Origin of the sequence: Streptomyces sp. NPDC046859, from assembly GCF_040645135.1 — a bacterium.
Taxonomy (GTDB): Bacteria; Actinomycetota; Actinomycetes; order Streptomycetales; family Streptomycetaceae; genus Streptomyces.
Genome location: NZ_JBEYXR010000003.1, coordinates 147,800 through 172,415 on the forward strand (window position 1 = coordinate 147,800; position 24,616 = coordinate 172,415).

Sequence of the window (24,616 nt, forward strand, 5' to 3'; positions counted from 1 at the left end):
TATGACCCTTCACGGGCTCTTCACGTGCGGGAGCCGACGGCTACGCGTCCTCGGCGAGTTCGAGCCAGCGCAGTTCGAGTTCGTCCCGCTGGGTGGCCAGATCGCGCAGTTCCGCGTCGAGTTCGGCGACCTTGGCGAAGTCGGTGGCCTGCTCGGCGATCGCCGCGTGCAGCTTGGTCTCGCGCTCGGAGAGCTTGTCGAGTTGCCGCTCGATCCGCTGCAACTCCTTCTTGGCGGCCCGCAGATCGGCGGCGCTGCGCTCCGGTACGGCCTTCTCGGCGGCCGGGGCGGACGCGGCGGCGACCTGGGCCGCCTCCATGCGGTGGCGGCGCTCCAGGTACTCGTCGATGCCGCGGGGCAGCATCCGCAGGGTGGCGTCGCCGAGCAGGGCGAAGACCCGGTCGGTGGTGCGTTCGAGGAAGAACCGGTCGTGGGAGATGACGATCATCGAGCCGGGCCAGCCGTCGAGGAGGTCCTCCAGCTGGGTCAGGGTCTCGATGTCGAGGTCGTTGGTGGGCTCGTCGAGGAAGAGGACGTTGGGCTCGTCCATCAGCAGCCGCAGCAGCTGCAGCCGGCGCCGCTCACCGCCGGACAGGTCCCCGACGGGTGTCCACTGCTTCTCCTTGCCGAAGCCGAACGTCTCGCACAGCTGACCGGCGGTCATCTCGCGGCCCTTGCCGAGGTCTACGCGCTCCCGCACCTGCTGCACGGCCTCCAGGACCCGCAGGTTCGGGTCGAGCTCGGCGACCTCCTGGGAGAGGTAGGCGAGCTTGACCGTCTTGCCGACGGCGACCCGGCCGCCCGCCGGCTGCGCCTCGCCCTCGGTGCGGGCGGCCTCGGCCATGGCCCGCAGCAGGGAGGTCTTGCCGGCGCCGTTGACCCCGACGAGGCCGATGCGGTCGCCCGGGCCGAGCTGCCAGGTCACGTGCTTGAGCAGGACCTTGGGGCCGGCCTGGACGGTGACGTCCTCCAGTTCGAGGACGGTCTTGCCGAGCCGCGAGGAGGCGAACTTCATCAGCTCGCTGCTGTCGCGGGGCGGCGGCACGTCCTTGATGAGCTCGTTGGCCGCCTCGACGCGGAAGCGCGGCTTGGAGGTGCGGGCGGGGGCGCCGCGGCGCAGCCAGGCCAGCTCCTTGCGGACCAGGTTCTGCCGCTTGACCTCCTCGGTGGCGGCGATGCGCTCCCGCTCGGCGCGCGCGAAGACGTAGTCGGAGTAGCCGCCCTCGTACTCGTGGACGACGCCGCGCTGGACGTCCCACATGCGGGTGGAGACCTGGTCGAGGAACCAGCGGTCGTGGGTGACGCACACGAGGGCCGAGCGGCGCTCGCGCAGGTGCTGGGCGAGCCAGGAGATGCCCTCGACGTCGAGGTGGTTGGTGGGCTCGTCGAGGACGATCAGGTCCTGTTCCTCGATGAGCAGCTTGGCGAGCGCGATCCGGCGCCGCTCGCCGCCCGACAGGGGGCCGATGACGGTGTCGAGTCCCTGCGGGAAGCCGGGCAGGTCGAGGCCGCCGAAGAGGCCGGTGAGGACGTCGCGGATCTTGGAGTTGCCGGCCCACTCGTGGTCGGCGAGGTCGCCGATCACCTCGTGGCGGACGGTCGCCTCGGGGTCGAGGGAGTCGTGCTGGGTGAGGACGCCGAGCCGCAGCCCGCCGGAGTGGGTGACCCGGCCGGTGTCGGGTTCCTCCAGCCTGGCCAGCAGCCGGATCATGGTCGTCTTGCCGTCGCCGTTGCGGCCGACGACGCCGATGCGGTCCCCCTCGGAGACGCCGAGTGAGACGCCGTCGAGCAGGGCACGGGTGCCGTACACCTTGCTGACGTTCTCGACATTGACCAGATTGACGGCCATCGTTCTCCTGCCCGGGGGCTGTGTCGACGTGCGGCGGAGCCGCGTGGGTCAGCCTCCCAGCCTAGTCGGGCCGGAGGTCAGGCCAGGACGGTGGCGCCGGGGGCCGGGCCCGAGGCCGTGCGGACGGTACGGCAGGTGCCGGAGGCGCGCAGGGTCTCGGCGACCTTCTGCGCGCTGCCGGGGTCGCGGACGAGGAACGCCGTGGTGGGGCCCGAGCCGGAGACGAGCGCGGTGAGCGCGCCGGCCGCGCGCCCGGCGGCCAGGGTGTCCGCCAGCTCCGGGAAGAGGGAGAGCGCGGCGGGCTGGAGGTCGTTGGAGACGGCGGCGGCGAGCGCGTCCGGGTCGCCCTTCGCGAGGGCGTCGAGCAGGGGCTCGGAGGCGACGGGCTCGGAGACGCCGGTGCCCTCGGCGAGCCGGTCGAACTCGCGGAAGACGGCGGGCGTCGACAGGCCGCGGATGGCCATCGCGAACACCCAGTGGAAGGTGCCGCCGACGTCCAGGGGGCGCAGCTTCTCGCCGCGCCCGGTGCCGAGGGCCGCGCCGCCGACCAGGCTGAACGGGACGTCGCTGCCGAGTTCGGCGCAGATGTCGAGGAGTTCCTCGCGGGAGGCCCGGGTGCCCCACAGGGCGTCGCAGGCGAGGAGGGCGGCCGCTCCGTCGGCGCTGCCGCCCGCCATGCCGCCGGCGACGGGGATGTCCTTGGCGATGTGCAGGTGCACGTCGGGGGTCAGGCCGTGGCGCGCGGCCAGCGCCTCGGCGGCGCGGACGGCGAGGTTCGTGCCGTCGAGCGGGACCTGCGCGGCGTCGGGGCCGTCGCAGGTGACGCGTGGGCCGCCGGGCGAGGGCGTCGCGGTGACCTCGTCGTACAGGCCGACGGCGAGGAAGACGTTGGCCAGGTCGTGGAAGCCGTCGGGGCGGGCGGCACCCACCGCGAGCTGGACGTTGACCTTGGCGGGGACGCGGACGGTGACGCTCACTGCTGGCCCTGCTCCTTGTGCTCGGCGATGGACGCGAACTCCTCGACCGTCAGGGACTCGCCGCGGGCCTGCGGGGAGACGCCGGCCGCGACGAGGGCGGCCTCGGCGGCGGCGGCGGAGCCGGCCCAGCCGGCGAGTGCGGCCCGCAGCGTCTTGCGGCGCTGGGCGAAGGCGGCGTCGACGACGGCGAACACCTCGCGCCGGGACGCGGTGGTCGAGACGGGTTCGGTGCGCCGGGTCAGTGCGACCAGGCCGCTGTCGACGTTCGGGGCGGGCCAGAAGACGGTGCGGCCGATGGCGCCGGCCCGCTTGACCTCGGCGTACCAGTTGGCCTTCACGGACGGCACCCCGTACACCTTCGAGCCGGGGGCGGCGGCGAGGCGGTCGGCGACCTCCGACTGCACCATGACCAGGGTGCGTTCGATGCTCGGGAAGGTCTCCAGCATGTGCAGCAGGACCGGGACGGCCACGTTGTAGGGGAGGTTGGCGACCAGCGCGGTCGGGGCCGGGCCGGGCAGCTCCGTGACGTGCATCGCGTCGGAGTGGACCAGCGCGAACCGGTCGGCGCGATCGGGCATGCGGGCGGCGACGGTGGCGGGCAGCGCGGCGGCCAGCACGTCGTCGATCTCGACGGCGGTGACCCGGTCGGCGGCCTCCAGCAGGGCGAGCGTGAGGGAACCGAGCCCCGGGCCGACCTCGACGACCACGTCGTCGGGGCGGACCTCGGCGGTGCGGACGATTCGGCGGACGGTGTTCGCGTCGATCACGAAGTTCTGGCCGCGCTGCTTGGTGGGGCGCACACCGAGGGCGGCCGCCAGTTCACGGATGTCGGCGGGGCCCAGGAGGGCGTCGGGGGTGGGGCTGCTCACCCGACAAGGGTACGGGGCGCCACCGGGCCGGATCGCCGGAGCGGGCCCGGCGCCCGTCTCACCCGTGCAGGCGCTGCCCGCAGTGCGGCCAGGGGCTGGTGCCCTGGCGGACGTACAGCTTCTTGGCCCGCATCGTCTGTTCCGCGGGCGGGGCGTCCTGGGGGCGGCCCCGGCCGCCGAGCTTCTGCCAGGTCTCGGTGTCGAACTGGTACAGGCCGCCGTACGTCCCCGAGGAGTCGACGGCGTCGGGGCGGCCGCCCGACTCGCAGGCCGCGAGTCCCTCCCAGTTCAGCCGTCCCGTGGAGTCCGTCGACGTCGGCAGGGGCTTCGTACCGACCTTGACGATCTGGGTCTGCGGCCGGCGCACCAGCTCGGTGCCGGTGCGCCGCGGCTTCTGCCGCACCCCGTTGACGGTGCGCAGCGTGTACGTGATGCGGCGCAGGCCCGCCCGTCCCGGCTGCTCGACGACCTCGGTGCCCCGGAACACCGCCGGGTCCTCGACGCGCCGTACGTCGAAGGGGATGACCTCGTCGCGGATCTCCCGGCCGCCGGTGATCCGCAGCACGGTCACCGCCTGCCCGTCGCGCGGGAAGTCCCCGGCCCGCGCCGAGGTGGTGTCGTCCCCGCGCAGGGTGATGCCGGCCTGTTCGACGACCTCGCCGACGGTCGCGGCGTTGGTGCGGACGGTGCGGGCCCGGCCGTCCGCGAGGACCGTCACGGCGCGTTCGGTGCGCACGTCCAGGGTGAGCCCCGCGCGTCCGATGCGCCGTGAGCGCGGCACCGACACGTACGCGCCCTCGGTGCGCACTCCGAGCTCCCGCAGCGCGGCCTCCACCGTGCGGGCGGTCGTCCACACCTCGCGGCGATGGCCGTCGAGGGTGAGCCGCAGGGGCCGCCCGTGGCGTACCGAGACCTCGTCGCCGCTGCGCAGCGCCGATCCGGCGGGCGGGTCCACCACGTCGTGGGCGCCGACCTCGACGCCCTGGTCGGCGAGGAGCTCGGTGACGTCGTCGGCGAAGGTGTGCAGGGTGCGCGGGGTGCCGTCGACGGTCAGCTCGACCGCCTTGTCGCTCGCGACGAAGGCGCTGGTGCCGCCCGCCAGGAAAGCGACGACGAGGGCCTGCGGGACCAGCCGGCGCATGGGTCCCTCGACCCGCTCGACGGTCCGGCCGCGCCGGCGGTGCGCGGCCCGCCGCCCGGTCCGGTGGTCCGCGCCGGGCGCGTACGCCCCTTCGGCCACCTCGTACGCCAGGCGGTAGGTGTCCGCGTACGCCTCGGACGCGCCGCCGCCCCCGTATCCGGTGTCGTGACGTTCCGTGTACGTCTCGAAGGCGGCCGGCGTGCCGTAGGGCACCGTGGGAGCGGTGTACGGGTCGAAGCCGCCGTACCCCGGGGGGTACGGGGACGGGTTCGGTCCATACGTCTCGAACTGCGCGTTGCTCACGACGACGCTCCAGCGGAGGGGTCCGTTCAGGGCCACCAGAACCTAGCGGAGCGCCGGGCGGTCACCAAGGCGACGCGGCTACGCACCGTAATTTTTACGGGCGTTGGGAGCCAGGAGGGCCGTCGGGCGGGTGTCAGCGCGGGTAGGAGAAGGCCCGCGCGGTGTTCGATCCCAGGGCCGCGGCCAGCGTGTCCTCGTCGATGCCGCGCACCTCGGCCATGGCCCGGACCGTGATCGGAATGAGATACGGCGCGTTGGGCCGTCCGCGGTACGGGGCCGGGGTGAGGAAGGGCGCGTCGGTCTCCACCAGGAGCAGCTCCGGCGGGGCCACCGCGACGGCGTCCCGCAGGTTCTGGGCGTTCTTGAAGGTGACGTTGCCGGCGAAGGACATGTAGTAGCCGGCGCGGGCGCACACCCGGGCCATCTCGGCGTCGCCGGAGTAGCAGTGGAAGACGGTCCGCTCGGGGGCGCCCTCCTCCTTGAGGATGCGCAGGACGTCGTCGTGGGCGTCGCGGTCGTGGATGACGAGGGTCTTGCCGTGGCGCTTGGCGATCTCGATGTGGGCGCGGAAGGAAGCCTCCTGCGCCCGGATGCCCTCGGGGCCGGTGCGGAAGTGGTCGAGGCCGGTCTCGCCGACGCCCTTGACGTGCGGGAGCGCGGCGAGCCGGTCGATCTCGGCGAGCGCCTCGTCGAGCGCCGCCGCGCCCCCGGCCTCGCGCGCCCCCTGCCGGGACCAGCCGTCGGGGTCGCCGTGGACGATACGCGGGGCCTCGTTGGGGTGCAGGGCGACGGTGGCGTGCACGGCGTCGTGCGCCGCCGCCGTCTCGGCCGCCCAGCGCGAGCCGCGTACGTCGCAGCCCACCTGCACGACGGTGGTCACCCCGACCGAGGCCGCCTTCGCCAGGGCGTCCTCCACGCTGCCGGACTGCATGTCGAGGTGGGTGTGCGAGTCGGCGACCGGCACCCGCAGCGGTTCGGGCGCGGGCGGGGCGGCGTGCTTGTCGGCGGCGTTCGAAGACATGCCCCGATCCTACGGAAGGGGCCTGCCCACCCGGCCGGGCGGCGGGTCAGCCGGCCTTGCGGTGGAAGACGTGCAGGAGGTCGGAGAGCTGCCAGTGGTGCGGCGCCTCACCCGCCGGCGCGGGCACGGCCGGGGCCTGCGCGGGGACGGGTCGGGGGCCGTGCAGGGAGTTCTGCACGGAGGACACCTGCCCGGCGCGCATGATGCGCACCACGTGCCCGTCGCAGTTGTGGCAGGCGGGCCGGCTCAGCGGCGACGGCACGACGCGGCCGTCGGCCACGTACCGGACGAACTCCTGGCCGTCCGCGTCCCGGTGGTGCTCTATCTCGTACGACTGCTCCCAGCCGTGCCCGCAGCGCATGCACGCGAACGAGTACGACTCGTGGACGACCGCGGTCGCGGCGCCGTGAAGGTCGGGGACCTGCTGTGTGCTCTCACTCATGCCGGCTCCTGTGGTCCGCTGGGCTGGGACGGTCGGCGCCCCACGACTCAGTGGACTCCCGGGCGGCGGCGAACGCACGGGATCTGTCCAGTGTTGGCGGTGAATTGGCCGTTCCTTGCCGAAACGCCCGAGTCGCTTTACCCCGGCATGGGGCGCCCGCTCATCCGGGCATACGCCCTGCTCACACCACCTTCACGCCCCCGCGTTCTTGGCCGCCACGACGGCGTCGAAGACCTCCCGCTTGGGCACCCCGGCCTCGGCGGCCACCGCCGCGATCGCCTCCTTGCGCCGCTCCCCCGCCTCCTCGCGGATCCGGACCCGGCGCACGAGCTCCGCCGCGTCGACCTCCTCGGCGCCCTTGTCCGGGGCCCCCTCGACGACGACGGTGATCTCGCCGCGCACGCCCTCGGCGGCCCACGCCGCGAGCTCCCCGAGCCCGCCGCGCCTGACCTCCTCGTACGTCTTCGTCAGCTCCCGGCACACGGCGGCCCGCCGTTCGGGGCCGAACACCTCGGCCATCGCGGCGAGGGTGTCGTCGAGCCGGTGCGGGGCCTCGAAGTAGACGAGGGTGCGCCGCTCCCGCTCGACCTCGGCCAGGCGCGAGCGCCGCTCCCCCGCCTTGCGCGGCAGGAACCCCTCGAAGCAGAACCGGTCCACGGGCAGCCCGGACAGGGCGAGCGCGGTCAGCACGGCCGACGGGCCGGGCACGGCGGTGACCCGGATGTCCTTCTCCACCGCCGCCGCGACCAGCCGGTACCCCGGGTCCGACACGGACGGCATGCCCGCGTCGGTCACCAGCAGCACCCGCGAGCCCTCCAGCAGCGCCTCGACCAGCTCGGGGGTGCGCGCCGACTCGTTGCCCTCGAAGTACGACACGACCCGCCCGGACGGCTGCACGCCGAGCGCCTGGGTGAGGCGCTTCAGGCGCCGGGTGTCCTCGGCGGCGACCACGTCCGCGCCGGCCAGTTCCTCCGCGAGCCGGGGCGGCGCGTCCTGGACGTCGCCGATGGGGGTGCCTGCCAGTACAAGGGTTCCTGTCACGTTTCCAGTCTCGCAGGGCGCATCCGCGCGACTGTCACAGACGTGTTCCCTACGATGGCGCGGTGACCAGTACCGCGTCCTCCACGGACACCCGGCAGGACCAGGCATCGCACGAGCAGCGGCCGTCGTGGCAGCAGCGGCTGCGCCGATTCGGCTACTCCGCCGCGCCCGGCGGCGACGTACGCGACCGGCTCGTGCCGCCGTACGTGGCGCCCAGCCCGAGGATGTGGCAGTTCCTCGGCGTCTCGGGCCCGCTCGCCGCCCGGATCACCCGCTGGTCCGCGTGGGGCGGTCCGCTGCTGGTGACGCTGCTCGCCGGCGTGCTGCGCTTCTGGCACCTGGGCAGCCCGAAGGCGGTGATATTCGACGAGACGTACTACGCCAAGGACGCCTGGGCGCTGATCCACCGCGGCTTCGAGGTCAGCTGGGACAAGAACGCCAACAAGTCGGTCCTGGAGCTGGGCGACCACGTGCCGATCCCGACGGACGCGGCGTACGTCGTGCACCCGCCGGTGGGCAAGTACGTCATCGGGCTGGGCGAGCTGATGTTCGGGTTCAACCCGTTCGGCTGGCGCTTCATGACGGCGCTGCTCGGCACGCTCTCGGTGCTGATGCTGTGCCGCATCGGCCGCCGCCTCTTCCGCTCCACGTTCCTCGGCTGCGTCGCGGGCGCGCTGATGGCCGTGGACGGACTGGCCTTCGTGATGGCCCGCACCTCGCTGCTGGACGGGGTGCTGATGTTCTTCGTGCTGGCGGCCTTCGGCTGCCTGATCGTCGACCGGGACCGGGCGCGCGCGAGACTGGCCGCCGCGCTGCCGGTGGACGCCGGCGGGAGGGCCCGCCCGGACGCGCACATCGCCGAGACTCTCCGCCTCGGCCTGCGCCCCTACCGCTGGCTGGCCGGCCTGATGCTCGGCCTGGCCCTCGGCACCAAGTGGAGCGGCCTATGGGTCCTGGCCGCGTTCGGCCTGATGACGGTGCTGTGGGACGTCGGCGCACGCCGGGTCGCCGGCGCCCGGCACCCGTACCGGGCCGTGGCCCGGCACGACCTGGTGCCGGCCTTCCTGGCGACGGTGCCGGTGGCGATCGTCACCTACCTCGTGTCCTGGACGGGCTGGATCCTCTCCCCGACGAACGGCAAGGGCGGCTACTACCGCGACTGGGCGACCGCCGACGGACGCACCAGCGACTGGTCCTGGCTGTTCCCCGACTGGTGGCTGAGCCTGTGGCACTACGAGCGCCAGGTGTACGACTTCCACGTCGGCCTGTCCTCGCCGCACACCTACCAGTCCAACCCGTGGAGCTGGATCGTCGACGGCCGTCCGGTGTCGTTCTTCTACGAGTCCCCGCTGCCCGGCGCGGACGGCTGCCCCTCCGACGCGGGCGGCAAGTGCGCACGCGAGGTCCTGGCGATCGGCACCCCGGTCCTGTGGTGGGTGGCGGCCGCGGCCCTCCTGTACGTCCTGTGGCGCTGGCTGCTGCGCCGCGACTGGCGGGCCGGCGCCATCGCCTGCGGCGTCGCGGCCGGGTACCTCCCCTGGTTCCTCTACCAGGAACGCACCATCTTCTTCTTCTACGCCATCGTCTTCCTCCCCTTCCTGTGCCTGGCCGTGGCGATGCTCCTGGGCGCGATCATCGGCCCGCCCCGCTCCGGCGACACCCGCCGCGTGATCGGCGCGACGGCCGCGGGCGTCCTGGTCCTCCTGATCGCCTGGAACTTCATCTACTTCTGGCCCCTCCACACGGGCCAGTCCATCCCGATCGACGAGTGGCGGTCGCGGATGTGGCTGGACACGTGGGTGTAGCTGGGCGAACGTGCTGGGGCCTTTCGTTTGGATCAGCCCGGCTGTGGCCGACGGGACATGGCGACGTGCTGCGACGCCGGGATGATTTAAACGAAAGGACCTAGGGGGCCCGGCCGCCGGTTCGTCGCGCCGGGCGTGCGAGCACCCGGGGTGCGGGCGGCGTCGCCAGGTATCGGGGTGCGCGGAGAGCGGATCCTCGCCGGCCGCGACGGTGTCCTCCCGCGTTTTCCTCCAGACGTTCGGTCACAAAAGAAAACACCCCTCACAGTTCTCCCCCACGCCACTTACAGTGCGGAGGACGGAACGGGGAGGGGATCATGGCCAAGGGGGTCAAGGTCGCGGTCGTCGGCGGGGTGTTCGCCCTGATGGTGGGCGGGGCCGGATACGGCGCCTACAACATCGTGTCGGCGCTGGACGGGGGCGGGGCCACCGGCGCCGGGGGGTCGGCGCGGTCCGGGCCGCCGGACGCGGACGAGGTGGCGGAGACCACCGAGGCGTTCTTCGCCGCCTGGGAGAAGGGCCGGGTCGAGCAGGCCGCCGCCCGGACCGACAACGACGCGGCCGCCGGCGTCCTGCTCACCGCCTACACCAAGGCCGCGCACATCACCGATGTGAAGATCACGCCGGGGAAGGCGAAGGGCACCACCGTGCCGTTCACCGTCGACGCCAGGGTGTCGTACGGCGGGAAGTCCGAGGCGCTGCGCTACGAGAGCCGGCTCACCGTGGTGCGCGGGGTCAGTACAGGACGGGCGCTGGTCGACTGGCAGCCGTCCGTGATCCACCCGGAGCTGCGCAAGGGCGACACTCTCGTCACCGGCGAGGCCGCGAGCCCGCCCATCGAGGCCGTCGACCGGAACGGCACCGCGCTGACGAAGGAGAAGTACCCCTCGCTCGGCCCGGTCCTGGACACCCTGCGGTCCCGCTACGGCGACAAGGCGGGCGGCGAGCCCGGTGTGGAGCTGTCGATCCGGCACACCGTCACCGAGGCCCCGGACACCTCGCTGCTGACCCTCTCCAAAGGCAGACCCGGCAAGCTGCGCACCACGCTCAGCGCGGGCGCCCAGGCGGCGGCCGAGAAGGCGGTGAAGCAGTACGGGCAGTCCTCGGTGGTGGCCCTCAAGCCGAGCACCGGTGAGGTGCTGGCCGTGGCCAACCACCGCGAGGACGCCTTCAACGCCGCGTTCCAGGGGCAGGTCGCCCCCGGTTCCACGATGAAGATCCTCACCTCGGCCATGCTCATCGACAACGGCCTGGCCGCGATGAACGGCCCGGCGCCCTGCCCGGACTCGGCGGTCTGGCAGAGCCAGACCTTCAAGAACCTGAAGGGCATGAAGCCGGACGAGGGGCCCGGCGCCACCCTCTCGGCCGCCTTCACCCGGTCCTGCAACACGGCCTTCATCAAGCTCGTCGGCCGCGACGGGGTCACCGACTCCTCCCTGACGACGGAGGCCGAGCAGCGGTTCGGGATCGGCCGTGACTGGCGGACCGGCATCAGCTCCTTCGACGGCAGCGTCCCCGCCTCCGGCGGCCCGGACCGCGCGGCCAACGCCATCGGGCAGGGCACGGTCCAGATGAACCCGCTGACCATGGCGTCGGTGACGGCGACCGCGATCACCGGCGCGTTCCGGCAGCCGTACCTGGTGCCGCGCACGCTCGACGACCGCGACTTCGCCACCGCGGCCGGGCTGCGGCCGGGCACGGCGAACCAGATCCGGCAGATGATGCGGCTGACCGCGACACAGGGCACCGGCGCGCCGGCCATGCGCGGGCTGAGCGGCGACATCGGCGCGAAGACCGGTTCGGCCGAGGTCGACGGGGAGGCCACCTCGGACAGCTGGTTCGCGGCGTTCCGCAACGACGTGGCGGCGTCCGCGCTGGTCCAGCAGGGCGGGCACGGCGGCGACGCGGCCGGTCCGATTGTCGCAGCCGTGCTACGAGCGGCCGGCTGACCTCACCCTCGGCGCCCGGGGACTCTAGGCTGTCGTCGTTGTGCGTGAGGGCAGCGGGGCACCGGGGACCCCTGATTCGCGAGGGAACGGAAAGCAGTGGGCACAAGAAAGCGCGTCGCCGAGCGGCGGAAGACCCATCCCGCCGTGGTCGGCGGGATGATCGCCGTCGTCATCGGGGGCGCCGGGTTCGGCGTCTACGCCCTGTACGGCGGTGGAGCCGCGGCCGACACGCAGTCGGCCTCCGACGAGCAGCGGGCGAGGAAGGTCAGGTCCGGCCCGCTGTCCGGCAAGGAGGTCACCACGGCCGCCGAGGCGTTCCTCACCGCCTGGCAGAAGGGCGAGGTGGCCGAGGCGGCCGCCGCCACGGACGACGGCGCCGCCGCGAAGGCCCTGCTCACCGGCTACTCCAAGGACGCCCACATCAAGGACGTCACCCTCACGCCGGGCCCCCGCACCGGCGACAAGGTCCCCTTCTCGGTGAAGGGCACCGTCACCTACAAGGGCACCAGCAAGCCCCTGACGTACGACAGCGCCCTCACCGTCGTCCGGCGGGCCGAGGACGGCAGGCCGCTGGTCCGGTGGCGCGCGGCGGTCGTCCACCCGGAGCTGAAGGACGGCGACCGGCTCGTCACCGGCGCGTCCGGTACCCCGCCGGTGCGGGCACTCGACCGCGACGGCGGCGAGCTGACCGAGAAGACCTACCCGTCGCTGGGCTCGGTCCTGGACGGGCTGCGCGAGAAGTACGGTGCGAAGGCCGGCGGCACGGCGGGCGTCGAGCTCCAGGTGGTCCGGGGCAAGGAGTCCCACAAGGCGAAGCTGTCGGACAAGACGCTGGTGGAGCTGAGCGAGGGCACGCCCGGCACGGTGAAGACCACGCTGAGCCCGGCGCTCCAGGCGCTCGCCGAGCAGCAGGTCGCCGCCAAGGAGAAGGCGTCGGTGGTCGTGCTGCGCCCCTCCACGGGCGAGATCCTCGCGGTGGCGAACTCCTCGCACGGCTTCAACACCGCGTTCCAGGGGTCGCTGGCCCCCGGCTCCACGATGAAGGTCGTCACCTCCTCGCTGCTGATCGAGAAGGGCCTGGCGTCCGCGGACGAGCAGCACCCCTGCCCGAAGTACTTCACCTACGGGCACTGGAAGTTCCAGAACGACGACAAGTTCGAGATCAAGGGCGGGACGTTCAAGGCGAGCTTCGCCCGGTCCTGCAACACGGCCTTCATCAGCCAGGCGCCGAAGCTGGACGACGACAGTCTCACCAAGCAGACCCAGCAGGTCTTCGGCCTCTCCCTCAACAACTGGTCGGTGGGCGTGCCCACCTTCGACGGTGCCGTCCCGGTGCAGTCCCAGGCGCAGATGGCGGCCGAGTTGATCGGGCAGGGCGGGGTGCGGATGAACCCGCTGAACATGGCGTCGGTGTCGGCGACCGTGAAGGAGGGCACCTTCAAGCAGCCCTACCTGGTCTCCCCTGAGGTGGACGGCCGGTCGCTGGCGAAGGCGGCCCGCGCGATGTCCGCGTCCACGCTCGCGCAGCTGCGCGATCTGATGGCGTACACGGCGCGGTACGGCACGGCGGCCGAGGCGATGGCGGGCGTCGGCGGCGACGTCGGCGCGAAGACCGGTTCGGCCGAGGTCGACGGGCAGAAGAAGCCCAACGGCTGGTTCACCGCCTACCGCGGCGACCTGGCGGCGGCGGGTGTGGTCCAGGCGGCAGGGCACGGCGGTTCGACGGCCGGCCCGATCGTGGCGGCCCTGCTGAAGGCCGGTGGCTGAGGCTCAGCTGTGCACGGGTTCCGCGGCGGCCAGATAGGTCCGCCGCAGGAACCGCATCAGCGCCTTCGTCTCGAACTGGACGACCGAGACGCCCTGCGGAGAGTGGAACTCGACCACGGACTGCACCCGGCCGCAGGGCCACACCCGTATCTCGCCGCTCCCGGCGGGGGCGCGCAGCCCCTGCTCCAGCAGGGTGCGTGAGCACGTCCAGTCGTGGGTGTCGCCTCCGGGGAGCCGGATGTGGACGACGCCCGGATCGGTGTCGGGGTCGTATCGCAGGACCACGGGGACCGCGTCCTGTTCCGAGGTCAGGATGTCCGCGTCGGTGACGATGTGGGCTCGCGCGTACTGCTCGACTACGGACATCGGACGGCCCCTAACCCGCGTGACATGACGCGTGACCTGTGCGAAGGCTGTGCCTCCGCTCCTTCTCCAATGTCGCACATCTTCCCGATTCCGCTCGTCGTAGCCGGATCGGGCTCAGATGTGTGCGGAATCATGCGGAGGCCGTCCCACGACCGACGCGGACGCAATGAACAGCCCCTCGCTCTTGCAACCCATTCGCATTAAGCCACTATCATCGAACGGTGCACGTACCTGACGGATTCATAGACGCCCCCACCTCCGCCGTGACCGGAGTGGTCGCCGCGGCCGCCGTCGCCGTGAGCCTGCGCGGTGCCCGGCGCGAGCTCGACGAACGCACCGCGCCGCTGGCCGGTCTGGTCGCCGCGTTCATCTTCGCCGTCCAGATGCTCAACTTCCCCGTGGCGGCGGGCACCAGCGGCCATCTGCTCGGCGGCGCCCTCGCGGCGATCCTCGTCGGGCCGTACACCGGCGTGCTGTGCGTGTCGGTCGTCCTGCTCATGCAGGGCATCCTGTTCGCCGACGGCGGCCTGACCGCGCTCGGCGTGAACATCACCAACATGGCGATCGTGACGACCGTCGTCGCCTACGCCGTCTTCCGGCTCCTGGTGAAGGTGCTCCCCCGCGGCCGCCGCTCGATCACCGTCGCCTCCTTCACCGCCGCCCTGCTGTCCGTCCCGGCGGCGGCCCTCGCCTTCACCCTGATGTACGCGGTCGGCGGCACCACCGACGTCTCCCTCGGCAAGGTCGCCGGCGCCATGGTCGGCGTACACGTCCTGATCGGCCTCGGCGAGGCCACGATCACCGCGCTGACCGTCGGCGCCGTCGTCGCCGTACGCCCCGACCTGGTGTACGGCGCCCGCGACCTGCGGCAGCGGCTGAGGCTGCGGGTGAACGGCGAACTCGTCGACGCGCCCGCCGCCGAGCCCGCCCCGGTCGCCGCCGCGCGCTCCCCGCGCAAGGTGTGGGCCGTGGGCCTGGTCACCTCCCTGGTCCTCGCCGGGTTCGTCAGCTTCTACGCCTCCGCCAGCCCCGACGGACTGGAGAAGGTCGCCGCCGACCACGGCATCGACAAGAAGACCGAGGACCACGCCGTCGCCGACTCCCCCCTCGCCGACTACGGCGTCAAGGACGTCACCGACGCCCGGCTGTCCGGCGGCCTCGCGGGCGTGATCGGCGTCGGGGTCACCGTCGTCGCGGGCAGCGCGGTCTTCTGGGCCGTGCGCCGCCGCCGTACGGCCGGACCCGCCGACGTCTCCGCCGCGAGCACGAGCGGCGCCTGACATGGGGGCGGGGCACGCGCACCGGCTCTACCGGCACGGGCACTCGCCCGTGCACGGTCTGCCGCCGCACACCAAGCTGGCCGCGACGTTCGCGTTCGTGGTCGTCGTGGTCTCCACACCGCGGGAGGCGATGTGGGCGTTCGGCCTGTACGCGGTCCTGCTCGCCGTCGTCGCGCACACCGCCCGCGTGCCCGCCCGGTTCCTGCTGAAGCGGCTGCTGATCGAGGTGCCGTTCGTCGCGTTCGCCGTGCTCATGCCGTTCGTGGCGGAGGGCGAGCGCGTCGAGGTGCTGGGCCTGTCGCTGAGCGTCGGCGGCCTGTGGGGCGCCTGGAACGTGCTGGCCAAGGGCACCCTCGGGGTCGCCGCCTCGGTGCTGCTCGCCTCCACCACCGAGCTGCGCGAGCTGCTGCTCGGCCTGCAACGGCTGAAGCTCCCGCCGCTGCTCGTGCAGATCGCGTCCTTCATGGTCCGCTACGGCGACGTCATCGCCGACGAGATGCGGCGGATGCGCATCGCCCGCGAGTCCCGCGGCTTCGAGGCGAGGGGCGTACGGCACTGGGGCGTGCTCGCCAAGTCCGCGGGCGCCCTGTTCATCCGCTCCTACGAGCGCGGGGAGCGGGTGCACCTGGCCATGGTCAGCCGCGGGTACGCCGGGACGATGCCGGTGATCGACGAGGTCACCGCGTCCCGGACGCAGTGGACGTACGCCCTGACGCTGCCGTTTTCCGCCCTCGTCGTCTGTCTGCTGGGATGGACCCTGTGACCGCTTCCCTCGAGGTCTCCGGCCTCGCCTTCGCCTACCCCGACGGACACCAGGCCCTGTTCGGCGTGGACTTCTCCGTCGAGCGCGGCGAACGGGTCGCGCTGCTCGGCCCGAACGGCGCCGGCAAGACGACCCTCGTCCTGCACCTCAACGGCATCCTGAGCGGCGGCACCGGCACGGTGCGGGTCGCCGGGCTGCCGGTGGGCCGGGAGCACATGGCGGAGATCCGGCGCCGGGTCGGCATCGTGTTCCAGGACCCGGACGACCAGCTGTTCATGCCGACGGTCCGCGAGGACGTGGCGTTCGGGCCGGCCGCGGCCGGGCTCAAGGGGCCCGAGCTGGAGGCGCGCGTGGACCGGGCGCTGGAGCGGGTCGGCATGGCGGAGTTCAAGGACCGCCCGCCGCACCACCTGTCGTTCGGGCAGCGGCGCCGGGTCGCGGTCGCCACCGTGCTCGCGATGGAACCGGAGATCCTCGTCCTGGACGAGCCGTCCTCCAACCTCGACCCGGCCTCCCGCCGCGAACTGGCCGACATCCTACGCTCGCTGGACGTCACCGTCCTCATGGTCACCCACGACCTGCCGTACGCGCTGGAGCTGTGCCCGCGGTCGCTGATCCTGAGCGAGGGCGTGATCGCGGCGGACGGCCCGACCCGTGAACTCCTCGCCGACGACGCGCTGATGAGCGCCCACCGGCTGGAGCTTCCCTTCGGTTTCGACCCGCGCTCGGTGCCCATGGGCGCCTGACCGCCGCCCTCGCGCGCGAGACGTCGGCCACACTTCGGAATCGAAGGTCGCGCACCCATGTTGGACTGGGCACCGCAGGCGCCACGGGGGCGCCGGGGGTCGGTCGAGGGAGCACGAACGTGGACGTGAACGGCACAGTCGCCGAAGGCTTCGAGCCGGTCAGGGAAGCGTTCGCACGGAACTTCGCCGCGCTCGGCGAGCGCGGCGCCGCCGTCGCCGTGTACCGCGACGGGCACCGGGTCGTCGACCTGTGGGCCGGCACCCGGGACGTCGACGGCACCGAGCCCTGGCAGCGCGGCACCGCGCAGGTCGTGCGCTCGGCCACCAAGGGCGTCGCCGCCGCCGTGGCTTTGCTGCTGCACCAGCGCGGGGAACTGGACCTGGACGCGCCGGTGGCGGCCTGCTGGCCGGAGTTCAAGGCGCACGGCAAGGAGGGGCTGCTGGTCCGGCACGTGCTCGGCCATCGCGCCGGGCTGCCGGTCCTGGACGTGCCGCTCACCCCCGAGGAGGCCCTGGACCCCGAGCGCGGCCCGGCGGCCGTCGCCGCGCAGGCGCCCGTGTGGGAGCCCGGCACCGACCACGGCTACCACGCGCTGACCTACGGCTGGCTGCTCGACGGGCTGGTGCGGCGGGTCACGGGCCGCTGGGTCGGCGCCTGGCTCGCCGAGGAGGTGGCGGGCCCTCTGGGGCTCGACCTGTGGCTGGGGCTGCCGGAGGCGGCGGCCGGCCGGGCCGGCCGTACCGGGCGGGTGGACGGACCGGAGCCGGCGGGCGCGCTGCGGGCCCGGCCGAAGCGGTCGGTCACCGCGGCCTACGAGGACCCGGACTCGCTCACGCGCCGCGCGTTCGCCGCGATCAGCCCGTTCCCCGACCAGAACGACCCGGTGTACCGGGCCGCCGCGCTCCCGGCGACGAACGGCGTCGCGACGGCCGATGCGCTGGCCCGTTTCTACGCGGCCCTGATCGGCGAGGTCGACGGGGTGCGGCTCCTCGACCCGGCGACGGTGGAGCTGGCCCGCGCCGAGGAGTCGTCGGGCCCGGACCGCGTCCTGGTCGTCAACACCCGGTTCGGACTGGGGTACATGCTGCACGGCACCGCGTCCCCGCTGCTCGGCCCCGGCTCCTTCGGGCACCCCGGACGCGGCGGCGCCCTCGGCTTCGCCGACCCGGAGGCGCGGATCGCCTTCGGCTATGTGACGAACGGCTTCCGCAGGACGGTGACGGCGGACCCGAGGGCGCAGGCGCTGATCCGGGCGGTCCGGGCGTCGTCGGCCGCCTAGACGTTGATCGGGTGCGAGGTGCGCCCGGACGCGGCGTCGATCTCGGTGTGCGCTTTGCTGAGCATCTGCATCGCCAGCTCGTTCAGCGCGCGGGCTCCGGCGATCTCCTCGCCGACGCGGGGCTGGTAGGAGTCGGTGTGGTGCCGGCTGGCGTGCCCGTGGGCCCGTACCTCGGTGCCGTCCGGGAGCCGCACCATGGCGACCGCCCGCGTGTGCTGGTCGTCCTCCATGAACTCCATCTCGACGTGCCATCCCACTGCGGTGTGCATCATGACGACCACCTCCGGAAGACCTGCTTCCAGGGTGCTCCTTCACGGACGGGCCCGCCAGAAGGGCACGGGCTCAGGCGGCGAGGGCGAGCAGCGCGAGATCGGCCAGCAGCAGGGGTGTGTAGAAGAGCAGGAGGGTCGGGGTGAACCAGACCTCCCGCCAGGGCATGGCGCTCAGATGGGGCGCCACGTTCATCGACAGCGGCTCGACGGTGCTGCCGGGGCGGCGGGCGTCGTCGTAGAGCCGGCGGTAGGCCCGTTCCTGGCGCAGGAAGAAGCAGTCGAGGTACCAGAAGCACAGCAGCGGCACCACCCCGACGGCCGCGAGGTGCCAGCTCAGCCGGCTCGCGGACAGGGCGAGCAGACCGGCGGCCAGGGTCAGGGCCCAGCCCTTCACCAGGAAGGAGTTGGTCCCCAACCGCGTGATGGTGGCCTGGATGAACTCCAGGTGCTTGATCCGGTCGGGATGCAGGGGTTCCCGGTCGCCGACCCCCGCGTCCGACCCCTCGCTCAGCGCCGTCACTGTCCGCCCCCTCGGTGAACCGTCCGCCGGTACGATCGTAGTGCGGCGGGCGGGCGGTGGGGGCCGGTCCCGGAGGGTCGAAGGGCCGGTTCCGGACGCCGCGTTCGCCCCGGCCGACCCGCGTTTACCCGGGGTCGATCCGGCAACCCGGGATGAGGTGACCATCGGCACAGGGGCCGCCGCGGGCGTTCCCGCCCTGCTTCCCCGGGAGGGTCGCGCACCGGACCCGGTCCCGCCGCCGGCGCCTCTCGTCCCCTCTCCCGCTCAGGGCCGCCTCGAGGACCTGCGCTGCCGCCTCTCCGCCCATCTCCCCGCCCTCGCCGTCTTGTCCGCTCTCCCGGGCCCCCGTGAGGTGCTGCGCTCCGGGGCGCGGCTGACCCCCGCCCTGCTGCGGTCGGCGGCGACGGCCACCCGGTGGCCCCGCGCACCGCACCCCGACGACCTGGCGGCCGTCCACCTGGAGCTGGTCACGCTCACCGAGGACCGCGCGGTCGTCACCTGGTTCACCGGTGTCCCCGGCACCGACGACGGCGCCGGCCGCCCCGTGCCCGCCGTCACCGAGGGCGAGGTCGTCTACGGCACCCACCCGTCCCGGCTGAACCGGGTCGCGTCCGGGGACCGGCCCACCGCCCACCACCAGGTCGAGCTGACCGGACTGGAGCCGGGGCAGACGTACTACTACCGGGCCCGCTCACGCGGTGTCGCCGCGCTTCCCACCCCGCTGCACCTGGTGCGGGGCAACGCGGTCGGCACCTCGGCGTTCGGGCTGGGCACCCGCGGCGGGCCGTACTCCTTCACGACCCCGCGGCCCCCGCCCGGCCGGCATCTGCTGTCCATCGCGCTCTGCAACGACCTGCATCTCGGCGAGACCACGGCCGGGCTGGTCGGCGGGCTGCCCCTGCTGCGCGGGGTGCCGCAGCGGGCGGGCGGGGAGCCGTACCCGGAGCTCATGGTCCGGGCGCTGGTCGAGGAGGCCCGGCTGCGCGGGGCGGACGTGCTGCTCGCCGGGGGTGACATCTCGGCCTGCGGGGCGGCGCGCGACCTGGCCGAGGCCCGGCGGATCCTCGACGGGTTCGGCAGGCACGGGCAGGACTACTTCGTCGTCCGCGGCAACCACGACCGGTCGGCGGAGAACACCTTCGCCGCCGCGTTCGTGGACGGCGACGGCCCCGGGTACTTCACCCACGACCTCGGCGGGCTGCGCGTCGTCGGCCTCGACACCTACGTCGAGGTGGGCAACGGCGCCGGCGCGGGCGGCCTCGGGCCCGAGCAACTGGCCTGGCTCCGGGACCGGTTGAGGGAGCAGCCGGACCAGCCGACGCTGGTGTTCGGGCACCATCCGCTGACCGTGCGGGACTCGGTGTTCCCGGTGACCCGCGGGCACTGCCTGGACCGCCGGCAGGCCGGTGCCGTGCTCGACGCCTACGCGGACGCGCCCGGCGTCTTCCTGCACCACGCGGGCCACACGCACCGCAACAAGCGCACGGTGCTGGCGCGGGCCCCGCATGTCACGCAGCAGGAGGTCGCGGCGGCCAAGGAGTACCCGGGCGGCTTCACCCTGCTCCGCGTCCACTCGGGCGGCTACGCCCTGAACCACTACAAGGCGGGCGACCTGGCGGCCCGTCAGTGGAGCGAGCGCAGCCGGCGCGTGGCCGCGGGCCTGTGGCCCCACCACTCGCTGGGCCGCACGGTCGGCGACCGCAACAGCATGACGGTCCGTGACCTGTCGGGCATCACGGGACGGGCCTGAGGGGTCCGCCGGGTCATCCCGCGTGCAGCATCAGCCCGATCCCGGCGACCAGCAGGAACGCGGCCGCGATACGCGGCGCCCCGAAGCGCTCCTTGAAGAAGACGGCGCCGATGGCGGCGCCGACGATGATGGAGGACTCGCGCAGCGCCGCGACCGGCGCCAGCTCGGCCCGGGTCTGCGCCCACAGGACCAGGGCGTACGCGGCGACGGACAGGGCCGCGCCGAGCAGCCCCAGCCCCGCGTACGGCAGCAGCGCGGCCGCGGCCGATCCGCGCCGGCGCACCAGCGTGAACGCCGGGATCACGAGGCCCTGGAGCAGCATCAGCCAGGCGATGTAGCCGAGGGACGATCCGGAGGCGCGGACGCCGAGGCCGTCGAGCAGGGTGTAGGCGGCGATGGTCAGCCCGGTGGCGAGGGCGGCGCCGATCGCGGCCCAGTCGGGCCGGCGGCCGCGCAGGCCCCACAGGGCGACCCCGGTCAGTCCCGCGCAGGACAGGGCGATACCGGCGGCCGCCCAGCCGTCCGGCACCTCGTGGGCGAACACGGCGGCGAGGACGGCGACCACGAGCGGCGCGGTGCCACGGGCGAGGGGGTACGCCTGCCCGAAGTCACCGAGCCGGAACGACGTCATGAGCAGCGCGTAGTACAGGACGTGGACGAGCGCCGAGGCGAGGAGGTACGGCCAGGCGCCCGCGGCCGGGAACGTCCCGAAGGGCAGCAGGGCGATCCCGATGAGCGCGCCGCCGCCCGCGATGAGGGTGAACCCGACCAGCTTGTCGGTGATGCGGTGCGCGATGGCGTTCCAGCCGGCGTGGGTGACGGCGGCGGTCAGGACGGCCGCGGTGACCAGGGGGGTCACTGCTCGCGCACGTCCACGAGGGCGGCGCCGGCGTGCGCGACGAGGGCCTTCGGCTCGATGGGGAAGACGGCGTGCGGGTTCCCGGCGGCGGCCCACACCACGTCGTGCTGCAGCAGCGAACGGTCGGCGAGGACGCGGGTGCGGGTGCGGTGCCCGAAGGGCGGCACGCCCCCGATGGCGTACCCGGTGGTCTCGCGGACGACGTCGGCCTTGGCGCGGGTGACCTTCGCGGCGCCGAGTTCCTCCCGCACCCGTTCGAGGTCGACGCGGGAGGCGCCGTCCATGAGCACCAGGACGGGGACGCCGTCGGCGGCGAAGATCAGGGACTTGCAGATCTCGCTGAGCTCGCAGCCGATCGCGGCGGCGGCCTCGGGGGCGGTGCGGGCGGCGTCCGGGAAGCGGCGGACGCGGGGCAGCAGTTCGCCGAGGCCCAGTTCCTGCAGGGCCTCGGCGAACCGGGGGTGGGCTCCGGAGCCCGTGCTGTCGGTCGTCGTCATGCACGGCACGCTAGCGGTGCGTGTACGGGCCACGCGAGCCCGTTTCGGGGGCCGGACCGGCACGGCGGAGGCCGGTGAGGGCGCCCCGTCCCCACGGAGCCCTCACCGGCCGGTCCCGATCAGTGGCCGCGGGTCACACGAGGGCCGGCGCGCGGTCCGCGTCCGGGTCGGCGTCCCTGCCGTCCTCGGGGGTGCGCAGGCCTTCGCCCTCCACGTCCACGTTGGGCAGGGCGCGGTCCAGCCACTTCGGAAGCCACCAGGCCCGCTTGCCGAGCAGGGCGAGGACCGCCGGGACGATGGCCATGCGGACCACGAAGGCGTCGAAGAACACGGCGATCGCCAGGCCGAAGCCGATCATCTTGACCATGGACTCGCTGGAGCCGATGAAGCCGGCGAACACCGCCATCATGATCACCGCGGCCGCGGTGACGACCCGGGCGCCGTGCCGGAAGCCGGTGACGACCGCCTGGCTGGGCTTCTCGCCGTGGACGTACGCCTCGCGCATCCGGGTCACGAGGAACACCTCGTAGTCCATGGCGAGGCCGAAGACCACGCCGACCATGAAGATCGGCATCATCGACATGACCGGCCCGGTCTCCTCGACGCCCAGCAGGCCGGCGAACCAGCCCCACTGGAAGACCGCGACGACCGCGCCGAGGGCCGCGAGAACGCTCAGCAGGAAGCCGAGGGCCGCCTTGAGCGGGACGAGGACCGAGCGGAACACCACGATCAGCAGCAGGAAGGCCAGGCCGACGACCAGCGCGAGGTACGGCAGCAGGGCGTCGTTCAGCTTCTGCGAGACGTCGATGTTCATCGCGGTCGAGCCGGTGACCAGCACGGTCGCGTCGCTGTCGGCCTGGATGCGGGCGCCCTCGTCGCGGATGGAGTGCACGAGGTTCTCGGTGGTGACCGACGACGGCTTGGCGTTCGGGATGACGGTGATGGTGGCGGTGTCGCCGGCCTTGTTGGGCGCGGCCGGCGTCACGGTGGCCACGTTGTCCAGCCGCTCGATCTCGTCGCCGACGTCACTGAAGACGGCCTTCGGGTCGTCGGTGCCGCGGGCGTCGACGACGACCATCAGCGGTCCGTTGAAGCCCGGCCCGAAGCCGTCGGAGAGCAGGTCGTAGGCGCGGCGCTGGGTGGTGGAGGTCGGCTGCGAACCGTCGTCGCCGAGGCCGAGTTCCAGGGAGGTCGCGGGGACGGCGGCCGCGCCGAGCCCGAGCACGCCGAGCAGCAGCACGGCGACGGGGCGGCGGACCACGAAACTGGCCCAGCGGGTGCCCATGTTGGGCTTCGCGGTGCCGGACGCGGCCTTGCGCTCGGCGCGCCGGCCGCCCATCCAGCGGCTCTTGGCGCCGGCGGGGCGGACCTTGCGGCCGGCGTAGCCGAGCAGCGCGGGGATCATCGTCAGGGCGATCAGGACCGCGATGACGACGGTGCCGGCGGCGGCGATGCCCATCTTGCTGAGCATGGGGATGTTGACGACCGACAGGCCGACCAGGGCGATGACGACGGTCAGGCCGGCGAAGACGACCGCGGAGCCGGCGGTGCCCACGGCCCGTCCGGCCGCTTCCTCGCGGTCGCGTCCCTCGGCGAGCTCGGCCCGGTAGCGGGAGACGATGAACAGGGCGTAGTCGATGCCGACGGCGAGGCCGATCATCGTCGCCAGGGTCGAGGTGGTGGAGCCGAGCTCCAGTGCGCTGGCCAGGGCGGCGATGGTGGAGATGCCGATGCCGACGCCGATCAGGGCGGTCAGCAGCGGGAGTCCGGCCGCGACGAGCGAGCCGAAGGTGATGACGAGGACGACCGCGGCGATCGCGATGCCGATGACCTCGGTGGCACCCGTCTCGGGGGTCGTCTGGAGGGCGTCACCGCCGACCTCGACGGTCAGTCCGGCGTCGCGGGCGTCCTGCGCGGCGTCCTTCAGGGCCTCGCGCGAGGTGTCCTCCAGCTCCATGCCGGACACCTTGTACTTCACCGACGCGTACGCGATCGTGCCGTCCTTGCTGACGGCGTGCGCGGTGTACGGGTCGGCGACGGAGGCCACCTCGGAGCCGTCGGACAGCTCCCGGACGGCGTCCTTCACGGTCGCCTCGTTCCCGGCGTCCGTCATCTTCTGGCCGTCCGGGGCCTTGAAGACGACCCGGGCGGTGGCGCCGTCGGCGCTCATCCCGGGGAAACGTTCGTCCAGCAGGTCGAAGGCCTTCTGGGCCTCGGTGCCGGGGATGGAGAAGGACGTGCTGCCGGCGCTCGGGGCGCTGGCCGCGCCGACACCGGCGAGGGCGAGCAGCGCGACCCAGATGAGGGCGACGAAGTGGCGTCGCCTAAAGGCGAGCCGGCCGAGTTTGTACAGGAACGTGGCCACGAGGGCGTCTCCCGGTCAGGTCGTGGGTTGGTTCTGGGCAGGGGTGATCAGCCCGACGACGTGAGCGGTTACGTCAGGAAAGGGCTTACGTGAGGGGAACTCGTCAGGTGACGGGGACGCCGAGGGCGGGGAGGACGACGGCGTCGATGTAGGAGGTGAGGAAGGCCTTCGTCGGCGGCCTGTCGTCGATCAGCGACCGTGTGGCGAACGCGCCGACGAGCATGTGCACGACGTAGTCGAGCGCAGGGCGGTCGGCGCGGACCTCGCCGCGGTCGACGGCCCGTCGCAGGATCCGCCGGAACTCCTCCATCTCGGGTTCGATAAGGAGTTCCTTGAACGCCTGCAGGAGGTCGGGGTTGCCGTGCACCGCCATGAACAGACCGCGCATGAGCGCGGCGTTCTGCTGCATGGTGCAGTCGTCCTCCTGGGACGTGAGGGTGTGCAGGTCGCCCCGCAGGGACCCGGTGTCGATGCCGGTGGCGCCAGCCGGCTTGGTGTGCCGGATCGCCTTGACCACCAGCTCCGGCTTGCCGCCCCACTGGCGGTAGAGCGTCGCCTTGCTGGACCGGGTGCGGGCCGCCACGGCGTCCATGGTGAGGGCGTCGTAGCCGACCTCCCGGAGCAGGTCGAGCACGGCCGCGTACAGCTCGGCCTCGCGCTCGGGGGTGATGCGTGAACGCCGTGTCGTGGACGCCTCGGTCATCGCTGCCACCCTCCTTCTCCGAACGATACGGTTTCGTACACCTAAGACGAT

Annotated in this window: 22 protein-coding genes; 8 read left to right on the forward strand and 14 right to left on the reverse strand. The window is 73.2% G+C overall.

Going from position 1 to position 24,616, the window contains the following annotated elements; all coding sequences use genetic code 11:
* Positions 1-40 precede the first annotated feature (40 nt).
* From ABZ899_RS05125 to rsmI, 7 genes are all read right to left on the reverse strand, one after another.
* A complete protein-coding gene (locus tag ABZ899_RS05125; protein ID WP_361340899.1) occupies positions 41-1,849 on the reverse strand; it encodes an ABC-F family ATP-binding cassette domain-containing protein in 1,809 nt (602 codons plus the stop codon).
* A gap of 77 nt (positions 1,850-1,926) precedes the next feature.
* Positions 1,927-2,826: a 4-(cytidine 5'-diphospho)-2-C-methyl-D-erythritol kinase gene (locus tag ABZ899_RS05130; protein ID WP_361340902.1), complete on the reverse strand. Its 900-nt coding sequence runs from the start codon at positions 2,824-2,826 to the stop codon at positions 1,927-1,929.
* A complete protein-coding gene (gene rsmA / locus ABZ899_RS05135) occupies positions 2,823-3,695 on the reverse strand; it encodes a 16S rRNA (adenine(1518)-N(6)/adenine(1519)-N(6))-dimethyltransferase RsmA (RefSeq protein WP_361340905.1) in 873 nt (290 codons plus the stop codon). The genes ABZ899_RS05130 and rsmA overlap by 4 nt, the downstream gene beginning before the upstream one ends.
* A 58-nt stretch (positions 3,696-3,753) precedes the next feature.
* A complete protein-coding gene (locus tag ABZ899_RS05140) occupies positions 3,754-5,139 on the reverse strand; it encodes a ubiquitin-like domain-containing protein (RefSeq protein WP_361340908.1) in 1,386 nt (461 codons plus the stop codon).
* 133 nt (positions 5,140-5,272) lie between these two features.
* Positions 5,273-6,160: a TatD family hydrolase gene (locus tag ABZ899_RS05145; RefSeq protein ID WP_361340910.1), complete on the reverse strand. Its 888-nt coding sequence runs from the start codon at positions 6,158-6,160 to the stop codon at positions 5,273-5,275.
* 46 nt (positions 6,161-6,206) lie between these two features.
* Complete coding sequence (locus ABZ899_RS05150; protein WP_361340913.1) at positions 6,207-6,602, reverse strand: hypothetical protein; 396 nt, start codon at positions 6,600-6,602, stop codon at positions 6,207-6,209.
* Positions 6,603-6,794: 192 nt separating this feature from the next.
* On the reverse strand, positions 6,795-7,643 hold the full coding sequence (gene rsmI / locus ABZ899_RS05155; protein ID WP_361340916.1) for a 16S rRNA (cytidine(1402)-2'-O)-methyltransferase: 849 nt from the start codon (positions 7,641-7,643) through the stop codon (positions 6,795-6,797).
* Positions 7,644-7,705: 62 nt separating this feature from the next.
* Here rsmI and ABZ899_RS05160 point away from each other — a divergent pair, with 62 nt between their 5' ends.
* From ABZ899_RS05160 to ABZ899_RS05170, 3 genes are all read left to right on the forward strand, one after another.
* Positions 7,706-9,448, forward strand: coding sequence for a phospholipid carrier-dependent glycosyltransferase (locus ABZ899_RS05160; RefSeq protein WP_361340919.1), 1,743 nt, complete (start codon positions 7,706-7,708; stop codon positions 9,446-9,448).
* Positions 9,449-9,765: 317 nt separating this feature from the next.
* Positions 9,766-11,397 (forward strand): penicillin-binding transpeptidase domain-containing protein, encoded by a 1,632-nt coding sequence (locus tag ABZ899_RS05165; RefSeq protein WP_361340922.1) that lies wholly within the window; start codon positions 9,766-9,768, stop codon positions 11,395-11,397.
* A gap of 96 nt (positions 11,398-11,493) precedes the next feature.
* Positions 11,494-13,164 carry a penicillin-binding transpeptidase domain-containing protein gene (locus tag ABZ899_RS05170; RefSeq protein ID WP_361340925.1) on the forward strand — a complete coding sequence of 557 codons (1,671 nt, stop codon included), beginning with the start codon at positions 11,494-11,496 and terminating at the stop codon, positions 13,162-13,164.
* A 3-nt stretch (positions 13,165-13,167) separates the two neighbouring features.
* Here the strand turns inward: ABZ899_RS05170 and ABZ899_RS05175 are convergent, their stop codons facing one another.
* Positions 13,168-13,530, reverse strand: a complete 363-nt coding sequence (locus ABZ899_RS05175) for an SsgA family sporulation/cell division regulator (RefSeq protein WP_361340927.1) — start codon at positions 13,528-13,530, stop codon at positions 13,168-13,170.
* Between the two features lie 221 nt (positions 13,531-13,751).
* Between ABZ899_RS05175 and ABZ899_RS05180 the strand changes: the two genes are divergently transcribed.
* From ABZ899_RS05180 to ABZ899_RS05195, 4 genes are all read left to right on the forward strand, one after another.
* Positions 13,752-14,810 carry an energy-coupling factor ABC transporter permease gene (locus ABZ899_RS05180; protein WP_361340930.1) on the forward strand — a complete coding sequence of 353 codons (1,059 nt, stop codon included), beginning with the start codon at positions 13,752-13,754 and terminating at the stop codon, positions 14,808-14,810.
* 1 nt (position 14,811) lies between these two features.
* Complete coding sequence (gene cbiQ, locus ABZ899_RS05185) at positions 14,812-15,573, forward strand: cobalt ECF transporter T component CbiQ (protein WP_361340932.1); 762 nt, start codon at positions 14,812-14,814, stop codon at positions 15,571-15,573.
* The gene (locus ABZ899_RS05190) at positions 15,561-16,319 is read left to right on the forward strand and encodes an ABC transporter ATP-binding protein (protein ID WP_361340935.1); all 759 of its coding nucleotides are present in this window, start codon (positions 15,561-15,563) and stop codon (positions 16,317-16,319) included. The genes cbiQ and ABZ899_RS05190 overlap by 13 nt, the downstream gene beginning before the upstream one ends.
* A 119-nt stretch (positions 16,320-16,438) precedes the next feature.
* On the forward strand, positions 16,439-17,599 hold the full coding sequence (locus tag ABZ899_RS05195; protein ID WP_361340938.1) for a serine hydrolase domain-containing protein: 1,161 nt from the start codon (positions 16,439-16,441) through the stop codon (positions 17,597-17,599).
* On the opposite strand, the gene ABZ899_RS05200 is transcribed toward ABZ899_RS05195, so the two are convergent.
* Together ABZ899_RS05200 and ABZ899_RS05205 are read right to left on the reverse strand one after the other, a co-directional pair.
* Positions 17,596-17,871, reverse strand: a complete 276-nt coding sequence (locus ABZ899_RS05200) for a DUF1876 domain-containing protein (RefSeq protein ID WP_361340941.1) — start codon at positions 17,869-17,871, stop codon at positions 17,596-17,598. The two genes, ABZ899_RS05195 and ABZ899_RS05200, sit on opposite strands and share 4 nt — an antisense overlap.
* A 70-nt stretch (positions 17,872-17,941) precedes the next feature.
* Positions 17,942-18,391, reverse strand: coding sequence for a hypothetical protein (locus tag ABZ899_RS05205; protein WP_361340943.1), 450 nt, complete (start codon positions 18,389-18,391; stop codon positions 17,942-17,944).
* A 283-nt stretch (positions 18,392-18,674) separates the two neighbouring features.
* On the opposite strand from ABZ899_RS05205, the gene ABZ899_RS05210 reads away from it, so the two are divergent.
* Entirely contained in the window at positions 18,675-20,141 is a 1,467-nt protein-coding gene (locus ABZ899_RS05210) for a metallophosphoesterase family protein (protein WP_361341549.1), read from the forward strand.
* 13 nt (positions 20,142-20,154) lie between these two features.
* Here the strand turns inward: ABZ899_RS05210 and ABZ899_RS05215 are convergent, their stop codons facing one another.
* The 4 genes from ABZ899_RS05215 to ABZ899_RS05230 all read right to left on the reverse strand — a co-directional run bounded on the left by ABZ899_RS05215 (position 20,155) and on the right by ABZ899_RS05230 (position 24,565).
* Complete coding sequence (locus ABZ899_RS05215; protein ID WP_361340946.1) at positions 20,155-21,000, reverse strand: EamA family transporter; 846 nt, start codon at positions 20,998-21,000, stop codon at positions 20,155-20,157.
* The gene (locus ABZ899_RS05220) at positions 20,997-21,497 is read right to left on the reverse strand and encodes a YbaK/EbsC family protein (RefSeq protein WP_361340949.1); all 501 of its coding nucleotides are present in this window, start codon (positions 21,495-21,497) and stop codon (positions 20,997-20,999) included. Before ABZ899_RS05220 ends, ABZ899_RS05215 begins: the two co-directional genes overlap by 4 nt.
* Positions 21,498-21,630: 133 nt before the next feature.
* On the reverse strand, positions 21,631-23,862 hold the full coding sequence (locus ABZ899_RS05225) for an MMPL family transporter (RefSeq protein ID WP_361340951.1): 2,232 nt from the start codon (positions 23,860-23,862) through the stop codon (positions 21,631-21,633).
* A 103-nt stretch (positions 23,863-23,965) separates the two neighbouring features.
* Positions 23,966-24,565 (reverse strand): TetR/AcrR family transcriptional regulator, encoded by a 600-nt coding sequence (locus ABZ899_RS05230; protein WP_361340953.1) that lies wholly within the window; start codon positions 24,563-24,565, stop codon positions 23,966-23,968.
* Positions 24,566-24,616 lie beyond the last annotated feature (51 nt).